The following is a 13,245-nucleotide window of genomic DNA, read 5'->3' on the forward strand; positions in this document are numbered from 1 at the left end:
AAGCCGCACAAGAAGTTCGTGGCAAGCCGCACAAGAAGTTCGTGGCTGAAGCCTACATCCTGACCAAGGAAGAGGGTGGCCGTCACACGCCGTTCTTCACCAACTACCGTCCGCAGTTCTACTTCCGCACGACGGACGTGACGGGCATCGTGTCGCTGCCGGAAGGCACCGAGATGGTCATGCCCGGCGACAACATCACCGTCGACGTCGAGCTGATCGTTCCGATCGCCATGGAAGAGAAGCTGCGCTTCGCCATCCGTGAAGGCGGCCGCACCGTCGGTGCCGGCATCGTCGCTTCGATCAAAGAATAATCCGAATAACGATCTGTCGCGGGCGGGAATACGCCCGCGCCGCGCCAGAACAAGGAAGTGACCATGAACGGACAGAATATCCGCATCCGCCTCAAGGCGTTTGACCACCGGGTTCTCGACGCTTCGACCCGCGAGATCGTGTCGACCGCAAAGCGCACCGGCGCCAACGTTCGCGGCCCGATCCCGCTGCCGACGCGGATCGAGAAGTTCACGGTGAACCGCTCGCCGCACGTCGACAAGAAGAGCCGCGAGCAGTTCGAGATGCGCACGCATAAGCGTCTGCTGGACATCGTCGATCCGACCCCGCAGACCGTCGATGCTCTGATGAAGCTCGACCTCGCCGCAGGTGTCGACGTCGAAATCAAGCTCTAAGAGCTAACATGAGCCGCGCGAGCAGATCCAAACGGCTCCTCTGAAGGAAAACGAACCGATGCGTTCAGGTGTAATTGCACAGAAGGTGGGAATGACCCGCGTCTATAATGACGCTGGCGAGCACGTTCCCGTCACCGTTCTCCGCATGGAGAACTGCCAGGTCGTGGCGCAGCGCACGCAGGAGAAGAATGGCTACACCGCCGTTCAGCTCGGCGTCGGCCTCGCCAAGGTGAAGAATACGTCGAAGGCGATGCGCGGTCATTTCGCTGCCGCCTCCGTCGAGCCTAAGTCGAAGGTCGCCGAATTCCGCGTCTCCGCCGACAACATGCTCGATGTCGGCTCCGAGATCACCGTCGAGCACTTCGTCCCCGGCCAGAAGGTCGACGTGACGGGCACCTCGACCGGTAAGGGTTTCCAGGGCGTCATCAAGCGGCACAACTTCGGTGGTGGCCGTGCGACCCACGGTAACTCGGTGTCGCACCGTACCCACGGCTCGACTGGCCAGCGCCAGGATCCGGGCAAGGTGTTCAAGGGCAAGAAGATGGCCGGCCACATGGGCGACGTCCGCGTCACGACCCAGAACGTCGAAGTCGTCTCGACCGACGCCGACCGCGGCCTGATCCTGATCCGCGGTGCGGTTCCGGGCACGAAGGGTGCATGGATCCTGGTTCGCGACGCCGCCAAGATTGCGCTGCCTGAGAATGCGCCGAAGCCGGCCGCGATCCGCGCCGTCAGCAAACAGGCTCCGGCCAACGAGGGAGCGGAATAATGGACCTCAAGATTACAACCCTCGCAGGCAAGGATGCCGGCAAGGTTGAGCTCTCGGAAGAGATCTTCGGCCTCGACCCGCGCGAAGACGTGCTCCAGCGCGTCGTGCGCTGGCAGCTCGCCAAGAAGCAGCAGGGCACGCACAAGGCCAAGGGCCGCGCGGAAATCGCGCGCACCGGCGCCAAGATGTACAAGCAGAAGGGTACGGGCCGCGCTCGTCACCATTCGGCACGCGCTCCGCAGTTCCGCGGCGGCGGCAAGGCCCACGGCCCGGTTGTCCGCAGCCACGAGCACGACCTTCCCAAGAAGGTCCGCGCTCTCGGCCTGAAGCACGCTCTGTCGGCCAAGGCCAAGGCATCGAACCTGATCATCGTCGACGAGCTGACCCTCGCCGAAGGCAAGACCAAGGCACTGATCGCGAACTTCGCGACGCTGGGCCTGACCAACGCCCTGGTGATCGGCGGCGCCGAGCTTGACCTCAACTTCAAGCGCGCAGCGACCAACATCCCGAACATCGATGTCCTGCCGATCCAGGGCATCAACGTTTACGACATTCTGCGCCGCGGCACGCTGGTCCTCTCGAAGGCCGCCGTCGAGGCTCTCGAGGAGCGCTTCAAATGACGGATCTCCGCCACTACGACGTGATCGTCAGCCCGGCGATCACCGAAAAGTCGACCATGGCATCTGAGCAGAACCAGGTCGTCTTCAACGTCGCCAAGAAGGCGAGCAAGCCTGAGATCAAGGCTGCCGTCGAAGCGCTGTTCGGCGTGAAGGTGACTGCTGTGAACACCCTGGTCCGCAAGGGCAAGGTGAAGCGCTTCCGCGGCACGATCGGCCGCCAGAGTGACGTCAAGAAGGCGGTAGTGACGCTGGCCGATGGTCAGTCGATCGACGTCGCGACCGGTCTCTGAGCTAGGCTGAGAGGACAGGACAATGGCACTTAAGAAATTCAAGCCAGTAACGCCGAGCACGCGCCAGCTGGTCATCGTCGACCGCTCGGGCCTGCACAAGGGCAAGCCCGTCAAGGGTCTGACCGAAGGCCTGACCAAGTCGGGCGGCCGCAACAACTACGGTCGCATCACGGCTCGCTTCATCGGCGGCGGTCACAAGCGTTCGTACCGCATCATCGACTTCAAGCGTCGCAAGTTCGACGTCGTCGGCACGGTCGAGCGTCTCGAGTACGATCCGAACCGCACCGCCTTTATCGCGCTGATCAAGTACGACGACGGCGAGCTGAGCTACATCATTGCGCCGCAGCGTCTGCAGGCTGGCGACAAGATCATCGCCGGCGAGCAGGTCGACGTGAAGCCGGGCAACGCGATGCCGCTCGCATCGATGCCGGTCGGCACGATCGTCCACAACATCGAGCTGAAGCCCGGCAAGGGCGGCCAGGTCGCCCGTTCGGCTGGTGCTTACGCCCAGCTCGTCGGCCGCGACCAGGGCATGGCGATCCTTCGCCTCAACTCGGGTGAACAGCGCGTCGTCAGCGGTCTCTGCATCGCCACCGTCGGTGCCGTGTCCAACCCGGACCACGGCAACATCAACGACGGCAAGGCTGGTCGCACGGTCTGGCGTGGCAAGCGTCCGCACAACCGCGGCGTGACCATGAACCCGGTCGACCACCCGCACGGCGGTGGTGAAGGCCGCACCTCGGGCGGACGCCATCCGGTGACCCCGTGGGGCAAGCCCACCAAGGGCAAGAAGACGCGGTCCAACAAGGCGACCGACAAGTTCATCCTGCGCTCGCGCCATCAGCGCAAGAGCTAAGAAGAGGTAACGCCAGTGACTCGTTCAGTCTGGAAAGGCCCGTTCATTGACGGCTATCTGCTCAAGAAGGCAGAGAAGGTTCGTGAAGGCGGTCGCAATGAGGTGATCAAGATGTGGAGCCGTCGCTCCACCGTCCTGCCGCAGTTCGTCGGCCTCACCTTCGGTGTCTACAACGGCCAGAAGCACGTCCCGGTCTCGGTCAACGAGGACATGGTCGGCCACAAGTTCGGTGAGTTCGCTCCCACCAGGACCTACTACGGTCACGGCGCGGACAAGAAGGCAAAGAGGAAGTAACATGGGCAAGGCCAAAGCTCCGCGCAGGCTTGCTGACAACGAGGCACGTGCGGTCCTCCGCACGATCCGGGTCAGCCCGCAGAAGCTCAACCTCGTTGCCGCGCTGATCCGCGGCAAGAAGGTAGCGACCGCGCTTTCGGATCTGGAATTTTCGCGCAAGCGCATCGCCGGTACGGTCAAGAAGACCCTCGAATCGGCTATCGCCAACGCGGAAAACAATCACGACCTCGATGTCGACGCGCTGGTGGTGGCGGAAGCCTTTGTCGGCAAGTCGATCGTCATGAAGCGTTTCCACGCTCGTGGCCGCGGCCGCGCCAGCCGCATCGAGAAGCCGTTTTCGCACCTCACGATCGTCGTTCGTGAAGTCGAAGAGAAAGGGGAGGCCGCATAATGGGCCAGAAAATCAATCCGATCGGTCTCCGCCTCGGCATCAACCGCACCTGGGACTCGCGCTGGTACGCAAACACCGGCGAATACGGCCAGCTGCTTCATGAAGACATCAAGATCCGCAAGTATCTTGAGGCAGAGCTGAAACAGGCTGCGATCTCCAAGGTCGTGATCGAGCGTCCGCACAAGAAGTGCCGCGTGACCATTCACGCCGCCCGTCCGGGCCTGATCATCGGCAAGAAGGGCGCCGACATCGAGAAGCTCCGCAAGAAGCTGACCGAGATGACGAAGTCCGAGACGCACCTCAACATCGTCGAGGTTCGCAAGCCCGAGACCGACGCGACCCTGGTCGCCCAGTCGATCGCTCAGCAGCTCGAGCGCCGTATCGCCTTCCGCCGCGCCATGAAGCGCGCCGTGCAGTCGGCCATGCGCCTCGGTGCCGAAGGCATCCGCATCAACTGCTCGGGCCGTCTCGGCGGCGCTGAAATCGCTCGTATGGAGTGGTACCGCGAAGGTCGCGTTCCGCTGCACACCCTGCGCGCCGACGTCGACTACGGCACGGCCGAAGCCCAGACCGCCTATGGCATCTGCGGCGTCAAGGTGTGGGTGTTCAAGGGCGAGATCCTCGAGCACGATCCGATGGCTTCCGAGCGTCGCGCAACCGAAGGCGATCATTCGCATGCTGGCGAGCGCCCTGAGCGCCGCCGTCGCGAAAACGCCTGACACGCATAGGAATTTGGAGTTAGAACGATGCTGCAGCCAAAGCGCACAAAGTTCCGTAAGCAGTTCAAGGGCCGCATCCACGGTACCGCGAAGGGTGGCACCAACCTGGATTTCGGCGGCTTCGGACTGAAGGCGCTTGAGCCAAACCGCGTCACCGCGCGTGAGATCGAGGCGGCCCGCCGCGCGATCACCCGCGAAATGAAACGTCAGGGCCGCGTCTGGATCCGTATTTTCCCGGACGTTCCCGTGACGTCGAAGCCGACCGAAGTCCGCATGGGTAAGGGCAAGGGCGCCGTCGACTACTGGGCATGCCGCATCAAGCCGGGCCGCGTGATGTTCGAGATCGATGGTGTTTCCGAGGAAGTTGCGCGTGAAGCGCTGCGTCTCGGCGCCGCCAAGCTCTCGGTCAGGACGCGTTTCGTTCAGCGCATCGCAGAATAAGGAAGGGCTGAATCATGAAAGCCTCGGACATCAGGACGAAGACCCAGGACCAGCTCACCGACGAGCTCGCCAGCCTCAAGAAGGAGCAGTTCAACCTGCGCTTCCAGAAGGCGACCGGTCAGCTGGAAAAGACGGCGCGCGTGAAACAGGTCCGTAAGGATATCGCGCGTATCAAGACCATCGCCGCCGAAAAGTCGGCCGGCAAGAAGGCTTAAGGACGAAAACCATGCCAAAGCGCATCCTGCAGGGTACGGTCGTCAGCGACAAGAACGAGAAGACGGTCGTCGTCAAGGTCGAGCGTCGCTTCACGCACCCGGTGATGAAGAAGACCGTGCGTATGTCGAAGAACTACAAGGCGCACGACGAAAACAACGCCCACAAGGTAGGCGATCAGGTCTCTATCCAGGAATCGAAGCCGATCTCCAAGGATAAGCGCTGGGTCGTCATTACCCCGGACCAGGCGTAACAACGAATTTTGGACAAGCCGGGGAGGGCGGTAGCCCGTCCCGTTAGAAAAGAAGAAGGCGGCCAGTCATGATTCAGATGCAAACAAACCTCGACGTCGCGGACAATTCCGGCGCTCGTCGTGTCATGTGCATCAAGGTGCTGGGCGGCTCGAAGCGGAAGTACGCCTCCGTTGGCGACATCATCGTGGTGTCGATCAAGGAAGCCATTCCGCGCGGCCGCGTTAAGAAGGGTGACGTGATGAAGGCGGTCGTGGTTCGCACGGCCAAGGACATCCGTCGTCCGGACGGCAGCGTGATCCGTTTCGACAAGAACGCGGCCGTTCTTGTCGACAACAAGAAAGAACCGATCGGCACGCGTATCTTCGGGCCGGTTCCGCGCGAACTCCGCGCCAAGAACCACATGAAGATCATCTCGCTCGCGCCCGAAGTGCTGTAAGGAGCCGGAACAATGCAGAAGATCCGTAAAGGCGACAAGGTTGTCGTTCTGGCCGGCAAGGACAAGGGCCGCACCGGCGAGGTGCTGTCTGTCCAGCCGAAGGAAGACAAGGCCATTGTCCGCGGCGTGAACATGATCCGCCGCCACCAGAAGCAGTCCCAGACCCAAGAGGGCGGGATCATCACCAAGGAAGCGCCGATCCACCTGTCGAACCTCGCGCTCACCGACCCCAAGGACGGCAAGCCGACCCGCGTCGGTTTCCAGGTCCAGAAGGACGGCACGAAGGTGCGCGTCGCCAAGCGCTCGGGAGAAGTCATCAATGGCTAACGCAACCAACGAGCCACGCCTGAAGACGGTCTACAAAGAGACCATCCGTTCGGCGATGCAGGAACAGTTCAAGTACGACAACGTCATGCAGATCCCGCGCATCGACAAGATCGTGCTCAACATGGGTGTCGGCGAAGCAACCGCGGATTCGAAGAAGCCGACCGTTGCTGCCGAGGACCTGGCGATGATCGCCGGCCAGAAGCCGGTTGTGACCCGCGCCCGCAAGTCGATCGCCGGCTTCAAGGTGCGTGAGCAGATGCCGATCGGCGCCAAGGTCACGCTCCGCCAGGAGCGCATGTACGAGTTCCTTGACCGCCTCGTGAACATCGCTCTCCCGCGCGTTCGCGACTTCCGCGGCCTGAACCCGAAAAGCTTTGACGGCCGTGGCAATTACGCTATGGGCATCAAGGAACACATCGTGTTCCCCGAGATCAATTACGACAAGGTCGATCAGATCTGGGGTATGGACATCATCGTTTGCACGACCGCCAAGACGGACGACGAAGCCCGGGCACTGCTCAAGGCTTTCAACTTCCCCTTCCGGCAGTAACGGCAGCGAGCAAAGGAAAAATCTGAAATGGCAAAGACCAGCTCAGTCGAGAAGAACAACCGGCGCCGCAAGCTTGTGGACCAGTACGCTGCCAAGCGTAAGGCCCTCAAGGACGTCATCATGGATCAGTCCAAGCCGATCGAGGAACGCTTCCGCGCGCAGCTCAAGCTCGCCGCGCTGCCGCGCAACTCGGCCAAGATCCGTATCCGCAATCGCTGCGAAGTCACCGGTCGTCCCCGTGCCTACTATCGCAAGCTTAAGATGTCGCGTATCGCGCTTCGTGATCTGGGCTCGACGGGAGCAATCCCGGGCCTGGTCAAGTCGAGCTGGTAAGGAGCATTTGACATGTCTTTGAGTGATCCTCTCGGCGATATGCTGACCCGCATCCGCAATGCCTATGGCCGCAAGAAGTCGACGGTGTCGACGCCTGCGTCCAGGCTGCGCGCCCGTGTTCTCGACGTGCTGAAGTCGGAAGGCTACATCCGCGACTACAGCCAGACCGATTTCGAAAACGGCAAGTCCGAGATCGAAATCGAGTTGAAGTACTTCGACGGCCAGCCGGTGATCCGCGAAATCGCGCGTGTCTCCAAGCCGGGCCGCCGTGTCTACGTCTCGTCCAAGTCGATTCCGCCGGTCGCCAACGGCCTGGGCATCTCGATCCTTTCGACCCCGAAGGGCGTGATGGCCGACCACGAAGCGCGCGAACAGAACGTCGGCGGGGAAATCCTCTGCCAGATCTTCTGATCTGCGTAGGCTGAAACAAGAAAGGCGAGGACAAGACAATGTCTCGTATTGGCAAGAAACCCGTTCAGCTTCCGCAGGGCGTATCCGCGACCGTCAACGGCCAGACCGTGACGGCGAAGGGCCCCAAGGGCGAGCTGAAGTTCGTGGTCAACGACGAAGTTCTGGTCAAGATGGAAGAAGGCGAGATCGCCGTTCAGCCGCGCGACCAGTCCAAGGACGCCCGCTCCAAGTGGGGCATGTCGCGGACCCAGATCGTCAACATCCTGACCGGTGTGAAGGACGGCTTCGAAAAGAGGCTTGAGATCACCGGCGTCGGCTATCGTGCCGCGCTCCAGGGAAAGAACCTGCAGCTGGCCCTTGGCTTCAGCCATGACGTCGTTTATCAGACGCCGGAAGGCATCACCATTTCGGTGCCGAAGCCTACTGAGATCGTCGTGACCGGTATCGACAAGCAGCAGGTTGGCCAGGTCGCCGCCGAGATCCGCGAATACCGCGGTCCGGAGCCCTACAAGGGCAAGGGCGTCCGCTATGCAGGCGAGAAGATCGTCCGCAAAGAAGGCAAGAAGAAGTAATAACAACGCCGCGGTGCGCGGTCGCGGGAAGCATTTCGGCTTACCGCAGATGGCCGCGCCCGTTTCAGAAGGCAAGGAACCAGTACTATGGCTTCGAAAGAAACCACTCTGCGTCGTTCGGCGCGCATCCGCCGCCAGATCAAGAAGGTCGCCAACGGCCGTCCGCGCCTGTCGGTTCACCGCACGTCGAAGAACATCTACGTCCAGGTCATCGACGATGCCAATGGCCGTACGCTCGCTGCCGCTTCGACCCTCGAGAAGGATCTCAAGGGCTCGCTGAAGACCGGCGCCGACACGGCCGCCGCGACTGCGGTCGGCAAGCTGATCGCCGAGCGCGCCTCGAAGGCTGGCGTCAAGGACGTCGTTTTCGACCGTGGCGCCTACATCTATCACGGCCGCATCAAGGCGCTTGCCGAAGCTGCCCGCGAAGGTGGCCTGAACTTCTGATGCAGGTACCGGCGTAGCGCGTGGCGCTGCGCCGCATCACTGACCAGTTGAAATAAATCCGGCGACGCTATAGACGCCGGATTTGGTTTTTAACCCCCGTGCTTCCGGAAAAAAACAAGGATAGGAATATGGCACAAGAACGTAGGGAAGGCGGTCGCGAGCGTAGCCGTGACCGTGAAGAGCGCGACAGCGAATTCGTCGACAAGCTCGTACACATCAACCGCGTTGCCAAGGTCGTCAAGGGCGGCCGGCGTTTCGGTTTTGCAGCACTCGTCGTCGTCGGCGACCAGAAGGGCCGCGTCGGCTTTGGTCACGGCAAGGCGCGCGAAGTGCCGGAAGCGATCCGCAAGGCAACCGAATCGGCCAAGCGCGACATGATCTTCGTGCCGCTCCGCTCGGGCCGCACGCTGCACCACGACGTTGAAGGTCGTTGGGGCGCTGGTCGTGTTCTGCTCCGCTCTGCCAAGCAGGGTACCGGTATCATCGCAGGCGGCCCGATGCGCGCTGTCTTCGAGACGCTCGGCATGCACGACGTCGTCGCCAAGTCGATGGGGTCGTCGAACCCCTACAACATGGTTCGTGCGACCTTCGATGCGCTGAAGAACCAGATGCATCCGAAGGATGTGGCTGCACAGCGCGGCATCAAGTACTCGACGCTTCAGGCCCGCCGCGGCACCGCCGTTGCGGCTGAAGAATAGTCGCTCGAGCTGACCAGGGACAATGACCATGGCCAAGAAAGCAACCAAGACCGTCACCGTCGAGCAGATCGGTAGCCCGATCCGCCGGCCGAAGGAGCAGCGTGCCACGCTGATCGGCCTCGGCCTCAACAAGATGCATCGCAAGAGCACCCTGGAGGATACTCCTTCGGTGCGCGGCATGATCGCAGCTGTCCAGCACCTCGTCCGCGTCGTGGACGAGGCGTAGGCCGATCGCAGGAGATAGAACATGAAACTCAACGATCTGCGTGACAACACCGGCGCGACGCACTCCAAGAAGCGCCTTGGCCGTGGCATCGGCTCCGGCTCCGGCAAGACCGGCGGCCGCGGTGTCAAGGGTCAGAAGGCCCGTTCGGGCGTCGCGATCAACGGCTTCGAGGGTGGCCAGATGCCGCTCTATCGTCGCCTGCCGAAGCGCGGCTTCACCAACATCTTCGCCAAGAGCTTCGTCACCGTTTCGCTGGCCCGTATCCAGGCTGCGATCGACGCCAAGAAGCTCGATGCCAAGGAGACTGTGACGGCGGAGGTCCTCGTCAAGGCCGGCGTGATTCGCCGCGTCAAGGACGGCGTCCGCATCCTCAGCGACGGCGAACTCAAGGCCAAGGTGGCCTTTGACGTTGCCGGCGCTTCCAAGCCGGCGATCGAGAAGATCGAAAAGGCCGGAGGATCGGTGAAGCTGCCGGAAGTGGCAGCAGCCGAGTAAAAGGCTTTGCAAAGTAAGCGGCGGTAGAGATACCGCCGCTTGCATGTTTGCCGTCCGGAGCCTATCTCGTGGCTTCGGTGACACGCGCCGCGCCCATCTGCGGCATTGCGGCGTGACCAAGCGGAGTACCCTGAATGGCATCGGCTGCTGAACAACTGGCATCCAATCTGAATTTCGCAGCCTTCGCCAAGGCCGAAGATCTCAAGAAACGAATCTGGTTCACCCTCGGCGCGCTGCTGGTTTACCGCCTCGGTACCTATATTCCGCTGCCCGGCATCAACCCCGATGCATTCGCGCAGGCTTTCACCCAGCAGAGCCGCGGCGTTCTCGGTATTTTCAACATGTTTGCCGGTGGTGCAGTCGAGCGCATGGCGCTGTTTGCACTTGGCATCATGCCCTACATCTCCGCCTCCATCATCATGCAGCTCATGACGTCGGTCATTCCGTCGCTCGAAGCGCTGAAGAAGGAAGGCGAGCAGGGCCGTAAGGTCATCAACCAGTACACCCGCTATGGCACCGTGCTCCTGGCGCTCGTTCAGGCCTACGGCATTTCGGTCGGGCTGGAGAGCGGCAACGGCATCGTCACGGATCCGGGCATGTTCTTCCGCGCCTCGACGGTCATCACGCTCGTCGGCGGCACGATGTTCCTGATGTGGCTCGGCGAGCAGATCACCGCGCGCGGCATCGGCAACGGCATTTCGCTTATCATCTTCGCCGGCATCGTCGCCGGTCTGCCCAGCGCCATCAGCGGCACGCTGGAACTCGGCCGCACTGGTGCGCTTTCCACGGGTCTGATTCTCGCGATCATCGTGCTGGCGATCGTCGTCATCGCCCTGATCGTGTTCTTCGAGCGTGCCCAGCGCCGCCTTCTGATCCAGTATCCGAAGCGTCAGGTCGGCAACCGCATGTTCCAGGGCGATACGTCGCACCTGCCGCTGAAGCTCAACACCGCCGGCGTCATTCCTCCGATCTTCGCGTCGTCGCTGCTGCTCCTGCCGGCGACCGTCGCGGGCTTCTCGAACACCGCCACGCTGCCAGGCTGGGTGAGCACGATCATGGCCGCGCTTGGCCACGGCCAACCGCTCTACATGGCGCTCTACGCGGCGATGATCATCTTCTTCGCCTTCTTCTATACGGCTATCGTCTTCAATCCGAAGGACACCGCCGATCAGTTGAAGAAGCATTCGGGCTTCATTCCCGGCTATCGCCCCGGCGAGCGCACCGCGGAATACATCGATTACGTGCTGACCCGCGTCACGGTCATCGGTGCAGCCTATCTCGTCGCTATCTGCTTGCTGCCGGAGTTCCTGATCTCGGCGACCGGCGTTCCATTCTACCTTGGTGGTACTTCGCTTCTGATCGTGGTCAATGTAACCCTTGATACGGTGGCGCAGATTCAGGGTCACCTGATCGCCCATCAATATGAAGGGCTGATCAAGAAGTCGAAGCTCCGTGGAGGTAAGAGGGGAAGATGAGGCTGATATTGCTTGGACCGCCGGGAGCGGGCAAGGGGACGCAAGCTCAGAGGCTGGTCGAGAAGCACGGCATTCCTCAACTGTCCACCGGCGACATGCTGCGTGCAGCGGTCAAGGCGGAAACGGAAGTCGGCAAGCGCGCCAAGGCCGTGATGGACGCCGGCGAACTGGTCTCCGACGAGATCGTCAACGCCATCGTTGCCGAACGTATCGACCAGGACGACTGCGCCGGAGGGTTCATCCTCGACGGTTATCCGCGCACGCTGGCACAGGCCGATGCCGTTGCCGACATGCTCGCCGAGCGTGGCATGCACCTCGATACGGTGATCGAGCTCGTCGTCGACGACAAGGCGCTTGTCGGCCGCATCCTGAAGCGCGCCGAGGAAGCCAAGGCGGCCGGCCAGCCGGTGCGCAAGGACGACAATGCCGAGATCTTCGATGAGCGGCTTCGCGAGTACTACAAGAAGACCGCTCCGCTGATCGGCTATTACTACGCCAACGATCTGCTTCAGCAGGTCGACGGCATGGCGCCGATGGACGAAGTGACGGCACAGATCGAAGCGGTTCTGGCGACTGTCGCCAGCTAATCGCTGCACGTGGACTTGACGGACGGGCCGATCCGGAGTATGGCGGCCCGTCTTCCATTCAGGCATGATGATGTTTGCCCGTAAGGGCGCAAGGTCATATTGAAACGGAAAACCCGCAAGGGCCGGCCTCCACCGGACGCGGGGCAACTTGAAGCGCCGGCATGGTCCGGCCCAAATGGAGTGAAAAGATGGCTCGTATAGCCGGCGTTAATATTCCGACCAACAAGCGCGTTGTGATCGCGCTTCAGTACATTCATGGCATTGGCAAGAAGTTCGCCCAGGAGATCGTCGAGAAGGTCGGCATCCCGGCTGAGCGCCGCGTCAACCAGCTGACCGACGCCGAAGTGCTGTCGATCCGCGAAACGATCGACCGCGACTACCAGGTCGAAGGCGATCTGCGCCGCGAAGTTTCGATCAACATCAAGCGTCTGATGGATCTCGGCTGCTACCGCGGCCTGCGCCATCGTCGTTCGCTGCCGGTCCGCGGTCAGCGCACGCACACCAATGCCCGCACCCGCAAGGGTCCTGCCAAGGCAATCGCCGGCAAGAAGAAGTAATTTCGTTCCCGGCGGGTTTCGGCCCGCCGGTTTCGCCTTTTTTGGGCGGGTGTTCGGCCTGACACTTTAAATGCAGGCTGGTGTAGCCGCTGGTATTACGGCGGTGAAGAGATCAACTGAAAGGACTACCATGGCTAAGGAAGCCGCTCGCGTTCGCCGTCGCGAACGCAAGAACATCTCGTCGGGCGTTGCCCACGTGAATTCGACCTTCAACAACACCATGATCACCATCTCCGATGCACAGGGCAACACGATTGCCTGGTCGTCGGCTGGTGCCCAGGGCTTCAAGGGCTCGCGCAAGTCGACCCCGTTCGCTGCCCAGATGGCTGCTGAAGATTGCGCCAAGAAGGCCCAGGAACACGGCATGCGCATGCTCGAGGTCGAGGTCTGCGGTCCGGGTTCGGGTCGTGAATCGGCTCTGCGCGCGCTCCAGGCTGCGGGTTTCACCATCACATCGATCCGCGATGTGACGCCGATCCCGCACAATGGCTGCCGCCCGCGCAAGAAGCGCCGCGTCTAATATTTCACTCCGCGCGAGCGCCTGGTGCGCTCGTTTGCGGTTTCCAGGTCGCCCGTCACGATTGGATGGTGGCGGGGCTAC

25 protein-coding genes and 1 pseudogene are annotated in these 13,245 nt (G+C 61.9%); all 26 read left to right on the forward strand.

All coding sequences use genetic code 11. The features are described from left to right. A pseudogene (gene tuf / locus ASC75_RS14075) lies at nucleotides 1-311 on the forward strand (elongation factor Tu); the annotation flags it as partial. A 63-nt stretch (nucleotides 312-374) separates the two neighbouring features. Continuing rightward, nucleotides 375-683 (forward strand): 30S ribosomal protein S10, encoded by a 309-nt coding sequence (rpsJ, locus tag ASC75_RS14080; protein WP_006205468.1) that lies wholly within the window; start codon nucleotides 375-377, stop codon nucleotides 681-683. A 58-nt stretch (nucleotides 684-741) separates the two neighbouring features. Then, entirely contained in the window at nucleotides 742-1,452 is a 711-nt protein-coding gene (gene rplC / locus ASC75_RS14085; RefSeq protein WP_055976404.1) for a 50S ribosomal protein L3, read from the forward strand. Beyond that, the gene (gene rplD / locus ASC75_RS14090; RefSeq protein WP_055976408.1) at nucleotides 1,452-2,072 is read left to right on the forward strand and encodes a 50S ribosomal protein L4; all 621 of its coding nucleotides are present in this window, start codon (nucleotides 1,452-1,454) and stop codon (nucleotides 2,070-2,072) included. The genes rplC and rplD overlap by 1 nt, the downstream gene beginning before the upstream one ends. Next, complete coding sequence (locus ASC75_RS14095; RefSeq protein WP_018427843.1) at nucleotides 2,069-2,362, forward strand: 50S ribosomal protein L23; 294 nt, start codon at nucleotides 2,069-2,071, stop codon at nucleotides 2,360-2,362. The genes rplD and ASC75_RS14095 overlap by 4 nt, the downstream gene beginning before the upstream one ends. Nucleotides 2,363-2,384: 22 nt before the next feature. Next, on the forward strand, nucleotides 2,385-3,218 hold the full coding sequence (rplB, locus tag ASC75_RS14100; RefSeq protein ID WP_055976411.1) for a 50S ribosomal protein L2: 834 nt from the start codon (nucleotides 2,385-2,387) through the stop codon (nucleotides 3,216-3,218). A gap of 15 nt (nucleotides 3,219-3,233) precedes the next feature. Next, on the forward strand, nucleotides 3,234-3,512 hold the full coding sequence (gene rpsS / locus ASC75_RS14105) for a 30S ribosomal protein S19 (protein WP_055976414.1): 279 nt from the start codon (nucleotides 3,234-3,236) through the stop codon (nucleotides 3,510-3,512). A gap of 1 nt (nucleotide 3,513) precedes the next feature. Next, nucleotides 3,514-3,903, forward strand: a complete 390-nt coding sequence (gene rplV / locus ASC75_RS14110; RefSeq protein ID WP_055976417.1) for a 50S ribosomal protein L22 — start codon at nucleotides 3,514-3,516, stop codon at nucleotides 3,901-3,903. Continuing rightward, the gene (gene rpsC / locus ASC75_RS14115; protein ID WP_055976420.1) at nucleotides 3,903-4,622 is read left to right on the forward strand and encodes a 30S ribosomal protein S3; all 720 of its coding nucleotides are present in this window, start codon (nucleotides 3,903-3,905) and stop codon (nucleotides 4,620-4,622) included. Before rplV ends, rpsC begins: the two co-directional genes overlap by 1 nt. Before the next feature lie 27 nt (nucleotides 4,623-4,649). Continuing rightward, a complete protein-coding gene (rplP, locus tag ASC75_RS14120; protein ID WP_055976423.1) occupies nucleotides 4,650-5,063 on the forward strand; it encodes a 50S ribosomal protein L16 in 414 nt (137 codons plus the stop codon). A gap of 14 nt (nucleotides 5,064-5,077) precedes the next feature. Continuing rightward, the gene (gene rpmC, locus ASC75_RS14125) at nucleotides 5,078-5,278 is read left to right on the forward strand and encodes a 50S ribosomal protein L29 (protein WP_018427849.1); all 201 of its coding nucleotides are present in this window, start codon (nucleotides 5,078-5,080) and stop codon (nucleotides 5,276-5,278) included. An 11-nt stretch (nucleotides 5,279-5,289) separates the two neighbouring features. Beyond that, nucleotides 5,290-5,529, forward strand: coding sequence for a 30S ribosomal protein S17 (gene rpsQ / locus ASC75_RS14130; RefSeq protein ID WP_055976426.1), 240 nt, complete (start codon nucleotides 5,290-5,292; stop codon nucleotides 5,527-5,529). Nucleotides 5,530-5,597: 68 nt separating this feature from the next. After that, entirely contained in the window at nucleotides 5,598-5,966 is a 369-nt protein-coding gene (gene rplN, locus ASC75_RS14135; RefSeq protein ID WP_006205457.1) for a 50S ribosomal protein L14, read from the forward strand. A gap of 12 nt (nucleotides 5,967-5,978) precedes the next feature. Then, nucleotides 5,979-6,293, forward strand: coding sequence for a 50S ribosomal protein L24 (gene rplX / locus ASC75_RS14140; protein ID WP_055976430.1), 315 nt, complete (start codon nucleotides 5,979-5,981; stop codon nucleotides 6,291-6,293). Next, a complete protein-coding gene (gene rplE, locus ASC75_RS14145) occupies nucleotides 6,286-6,843 on the forward strand; it encodes a 50S ribosomal protein L5 (protein ID WP_055976433.1) in 558 nt (185 codons plus the stop codon). Before rplX ends, rplE begins: the two co-directional genes overlap by 8 nt. A gap of 27 nt (nucleotides 6,844-6,870) precedes the next feature. Beyond that, on the forward strand, nucleotides 6,871-7,176 hold the full coding sequence (gene rpsN, locus ASC75_RS14150) for a 30S ribosomal protein S14 (RefSeq protein ID WP_055976436.1): 306 nt from the start codon (nucleotides 6,871-6,873) through the stop codon (nucleotides 7,174-7,176). Nucleotides 7,177-7,188: 12 nt separating this feature from the next. Next, nucleotides 7,189-7,587 (forward strand): 30S ribosomal protein S8, encoded by a 399-nt coding sequence (rpsH, locus tag ASC75_RS14155; protein WP_055976439.1) that lies wholly within the window; start codon nucleotides 7,189-7,191, stop codon nucleotides 7,585-7,587. Between the two features lie 38 nt (nucleotides 7,588-7,625). Then, nucleotides 7,626-8,159, forward strand: a complete 534-nt coding sequence (gene rplF / locus ASC75_RS14160) for a 50S ribosomal protein L6 (RefSeq protein WP_055976442.1) — start codon at nucleotides 7,626-7,628, stop codon at nucleotides 8,157-8,159. A gap of 87 nt (nucleotides 8,160-8,246) precedes the next feature. Continuing rightward, entirely contained in the window at nucleotides 8,247-8,606 is a 360-nt protein-coding gene (gene rplR, locus ASC75_RS14165; RefSeq protein ID WP_055976445.1) for a 50S ribosomal protein L18, read from the forward strand. A 128-nt stretch (nucleotides 8,607-8,734) separates the two neighbouring features. Then, the gene (gene rpsE, locus ASC75_RS14170; RefSeq protein WP_055976448.1) at nucleotides 8,735-9,304 is read left to right on the forward strand and encodes a 30S ribosomal protein S5; all 570 of its coding nucleotides are present in this window, start codon (nucleotides 8,735-8,737) and stop codon (nucleotides 9,302-9,304) included. Between the two features lie 28 nt (nucleotides 9,305-9,332). Beyond that, nucleotides 9,333-9,530, forward strand: a complete 198-nt coding sequence (gene rpmD, locus ASC75_RS14175; protein WP_055977631.1) for a 50S ribosomal protein L30 — start codon at nucleotides 9,333-9,335, stop codon at nucleotides 9,528-9,530. 21 nt (nucleotides 9,531-9,551) lie between these two features. Beyond that, nucleotides 9,552-10,025, forward strand: a complete 474-nt coding sequence (rplO, locus tag ASC75_RS14180; protein ID WP_055976451.1) for a 50S ribosomal protein L15 — start codon at nucleotides 9,552-9,554, stop codon at nucleotides 10,023-10,025. A 134-nt stretch (nucleotides 10,026-10,159) separates the two neighbouring features. Next, nucleotides 10,160-11,500 (forward strand): preprotein translocase subunit SecY, encoded by a 1,341-nt coding sequence (gene secY / locus ASC75_RS14185; RefSeq protein WP_055976453.1) that lies wholly within the window; start codon nucleotides 10,160-10,162, stop codon nucleotides 11,498-11,500. Beyond that, the gene (locus ASC75_RS14190; RefSeq protein ID WP_055976456.1) at nucleotides 11,497-12,087 is read left to right on the forward strand and encodes an adenylate kinase; all 591 of its coding nucleotides are present in this window, start codon (nucleotides 11,497-11,499) and stop codon (nucleotides 12,085-12,087) included. The genes secY and ASC75_RS14190 overlap by 4 nt, the downstream gene beginning before the upstream one ends. A gap of 188 nt (nucleotides 12,088-12,275) precedes the next feature. Continuing rightward, entirely contained in the window at nucleotides 12,276-12,644 is a 369-nt protein-coding gene (gene rpsM / locus ASC75_RS14195) for a 30S ribosomal protein S13 (RefSeq protein WP_055976458.1), read from the forward strand. Between the two features lie 130 nt (nucleotides 12,645-12,774). Further along, nucleotides 12,775-13,164: a 30S ribosomal protein S11 gene (rpsK, locus tag ASC75_RS14200; protein WP_055976460.1), complete on the forward strand. Its 390-nt coding sequence runs from the start codon at nucleotides 12,775-12,777 to the stop codon at nucleotides 13,162-13,164. Nucleotides 13,165-13,245: the final 81 nt, after the last annotated feature.

It is taken from the genome of Aminobacter sp. DSM 101952, from assembly GCF_001424795.1.
GTDB lineage: Bacteria > Pseudomonadota > Alphaproteobacteria > Rhizobiales > Rhizobiaceae > Aminobacter > Aminobacter aganoensis.